Origin of the sequence: Massilia mucilaginosa, from assembly GCF_011682145.1 — a bacterium.
Lineage (GTDB): Bacteria > Pseudomonadota > Gammaproteobacteria > Burkholderiales > Burkholderiaceae_D > Telluria_A > Telluria_A mucilaginosa.
This window is the reverse complement of record NZ_WHJH01000114.1, coordinates 1-3,515: the sequence shown is the minus strand read 5'-3', so window position 1 is coordinate 3,515 and position 3,515 is coordinate 1. Positions and strand designations below refer to the sequence as shown.

Genomic DNA, 3,515 nt, shown 5'->3' with positions numbered 1-3,515 from the left:
ACTGGCGCGTGCGCGGCTGGAAAAAGAACCTGTCGCCGGAGCAGATGCGGGTCAACCTGCAGGTGCGCAGAAGCGCGGCCGACGGCGCTCCTGAAAGCTACCACGTCGACACCCTGGACCTGTACGCAGCGCGCGCGAGGAGCGCGTACATCAAGCAGGCCGCCATCGAGCTTGGCCTGCTTGATGATGTCGTCAAGCGCGACATGGGGCATGTGCTGCTCCAACTGGAAACCCTGCAGGACGAGGCGATTCGCGCATCCATCCAGCCCAAGAACAAGGCGCCGCCGCTGTCGGCCGACGAGGAGGCGGCGGCGCTCGCGCTGCTCAAGTCGCCCGATCTGGTATCTCGCATCGTGCTTGATATGGAGCGCTGCGGCGTGGTGGGCGAGGCGAACAATTTACTGGCCGGCTACCTGGCGGCCATCTCGCGCAAGCTCGATGCGCCGCTGGCGATCCTGATCCAGTCGTCCAGCGCGGCCGGCAAGTCGAGCTTGATGGAGGCGGTGCTGGCGATGGTGCCGGACGAGGAGCGGATCCAGTACAGCGCCATGACGGGCCAGAGCCTGTTCTACCTGGGTGAAAACGACATGCAGCACAAGATCCTGGCGATCGCCGAGGAGGAAGGCGTGCGCCAGGCGGCGTATGCCTTAAAGCTGCTGCAGTCGGACGGGGAATTGACGATGGCCTCGACCGGCAAGGACGAGGTGACGGGCAACCTGGTGACCAAGCAGTACCGCGTAAAAGGGCCGGTGATGCTGATGCTGACGACGACCGCCATCGACGTCGACGAGGAGCTGATGAACCGCTGCCTGGTGCTGACGGTGAACGAGAGCCGCGAGCAGACGCGCGCCATCCATGCGCGCCAGCGCAGCCGCCAGACCCTGGCCGGCATGCTGGCCCAGAACGACAAACAGGCGATCACGGCGCTGCACAAGAACGCGCAGCGGCTGATTGCGCCGGTGTGCGTGGTCAATCCCTACGCCGACCAGTTGACCTTCCTGGACGACAAGACGCGCATGAGGCGCGACCACATGAAGTACCTGACCCTGATCCGGGCCATCACCCTGCTGCACCAGCATCAGCGGGAAGTAAAAACCGTTCAGCACAATGGCCAGACGCTGGCCTACATCGAGGCGACCCGGGAGGACATCGCGCTGGCCAACCGCATCGCGCACGAGGTGCTGGGCCGCACGCTGGACGAGCTGCCGCCGCAGACGCGGCGCCTTCTCGTGCTGCTGCGGGACTGGGTCGCGGCCCGCAGCGCAAACTTGGGAGTGGCGCCGGGCGAGTTCCGCTTTACGCGGCGCGAGGTGCGCGACGAAACCAGCTGGGGCGACACCCAGCTCAAGCTGCACCTGGCGCGCCTGGCCGAACTGGAGTATGTGATGGTGCACCGGCGCGGCGCCACCTTTGAATACGAACTGGTGTACGACGGCGGCGACGATGGACGGCACCTGTGCGGCCTGATCGACGTGGCGCGGCTGGACTACGACGGCGAGCGGTCGGGGGTAAAGAGGGAGCGGTCGGCCCCTGGTCGGCCCCCGGTCGGGGGGCGGTCGGGGTCCGGTCGGAACGAAGAAGGCTATATGGCGCAAGGCGTTGTTGGCGATCCGGCCGGTGAAGGTCCGGGAATGCACGTCCAGGCGAACGGCCATGCGCCGTCCGCTCCGGTCGTACCCGTTACCGCGTAGCGGAGGCGGCGATGCGCAAGGACGGCAGCAGGCGTTTCAATACGGCAGTCGGCAACCCGAACGATGCGCGCGGGCTGTACGCGGCCATGCGGCGCTATCTGGAGCACCTTGCGGTGCGCGGCTACACAGAACAGGGGCGCTACAACGCGGAGCGCTATCTGCGCGACTTCATCGCCTGGGCCGACGCCAGGAGCGTGACGCATCCCCGGCATGTGACGCACCCGGTGCTGGAGCGCTACCAGCGCTGGCTGCACCACTACCGCAAGAAGGATGGGGCGCCGCTATCGGTGGCGAGCCAGCGCGCCAAGCTGGTGCCCTTGCGCAGCTTCTTCAAATGGCTGACCAGGAGCGGCGAACTCGATGCGAACCCGGCGTCGGAACTGGAACTGCCGCGGCGCATCCGCAGACTGCCGGCCTTCGTGCTGTCGGCCGGGGAAGCCGAGCAGGTGCTGGCCGGGGCCGACACGGCCAGCCCGCTCGGGCTGCGCGACCGCGCCATGATGGAGGTGCTGTACTCGACCGGCATGCGGCGCATGGAGCTGGCCAGGCTGGAGCAGGCCGACATCGACTTCGAGCGCGAGGTGGTGCTGATCCGGCTCGGCAAGGGCAACAAGGACCGCCTGATCCCGGTCGGGGCGCGGGCGCTGCACTGGGTGCGGCAGTACCTGGACCTGGCGCGACCGGCGCTGGCGTGGAACGCGCAGGAGCCGACCCTGTTCCTGAGCCTGTACGGAGAAGCGCTCAACCCGACCTGGCTGTCGACGACGGTGGCGCAGTACGTGGACAAGGCGCAGGTGGGCAAGCGCGGCGGCTGTCACCTGTTCCGGCACACGATGGCGACCCTGATGCTCGAAGGCGGGGCCGATATCCGGTTTATACAGGCGATGCTGGGCCACGCCGAGCTGTCGACGACGCAGATTTATACGCAGGTGGCGATCAGGCAGCTGCAGGCGATTCATGCGGCGACCCATCCGGGCGCGGGCTTGCGCAGCCGGGGTGCGCTGCCGGCGGCGCAGGATGTGCAGCCCGGGGGTGGCGGTGACGAGGCCGCCGTGCTGCGCGATGCGCTGGACGCCGAGGCGGACGAGGAAGATGGTGCGTAGCGGCTGGACGTTACGCGGTAACGATGCAGGTTCAAGGAGAATGCCATGCCGAAAACAGCAGCGCAGAGACAGGCCGAGTACCGGGCACGCAGGCCGACGGCGGCCGATGGCAACGGCGAGCGCAGGTTGAATACCTGGGTGAGCACGGCCGCGCATCTTGCGCTGGTGCGTCTCGCCCATCGTTACGGCGTAACGCAGCGGGAGATGCTGGAGCGGCTCGTGCTTGCCGAGGATGACAGGATACTGGCCGGCATCAAAATGGACACGCCAGAATGGGATGCCTACTTCGGTGCAGGCGGCGTTACGCGGTAACGTTGGCGTGGGTACTGCTGGGCTTGGCATGCTTGAACACCTTGGTCAGCCGCTGCGCGGTACTGCCAGCCGCAGAGCGGAGGCAAGAGCCACGCTTGGTTCGTTCGTGGGCTACAGGGCGCGCGGTGCCCCGCACCGCTTGCCGCCGCGCTGTGCCGGCCATCAGGTCGAACGCAAAGGGGAGCCATGCGCGGCGCGCATGTCGCTTCGCAGGCGCCTTGCTGCGCAAGTCGAAACCCCTGCTACGCCACAGCCGCTACGGGGTAAATCGCTCCTTCGTCGCGCTTTAACATAACGCGGCATTCTGTCGCAAATCGCCCCAGTCGCTACGCTGCGCTTCGCTTGGTGGGGCGATCGCTGCGCGCCCTTCGGGTTGACAGAATAGGCGTTATGTCTGGCGCCCCTGCGC

General features: G+C 67.0%; 3 protein-coding genes. All 3 read left to right on the top strand.

The features are described from left to right. The coding region (locus F2P45_RS33790; RefSeq protein WP_502572742.1) for an MTBMA_p00010-related P-loop-containing protein at positions 1-1,691 on the top strand (1,691 nt) is incomplete at its 5' end. Positions 1,692-1,702: 11 nt separating this feature from the next. Further along, a complete protein-coding gene (xerC, locus tag F2P45_RS33785) occupies positions 1,703-2,794 on the top strand; it encodes a site-specific tyrosine recombinase XerC (RefSeq protein ID WP_166882588.1) in 1,092 nt (363 codons plus the stop codon). Positions 2,795-2,839: 45 nt separating this feature from the next. After that, positions 2,840-3,106: a hypothetical protein gene (locus F2P45_RS33780; RefSeq protein ID WP_166882587.1), complete on the top strand. Its 267-nt coding sequence runs from the start codon at positions 2,840-2,842 to the stop codon at positions 3,104-3,106. Positions 3,107-3,515: the final 409 nt, after the last annotated feature.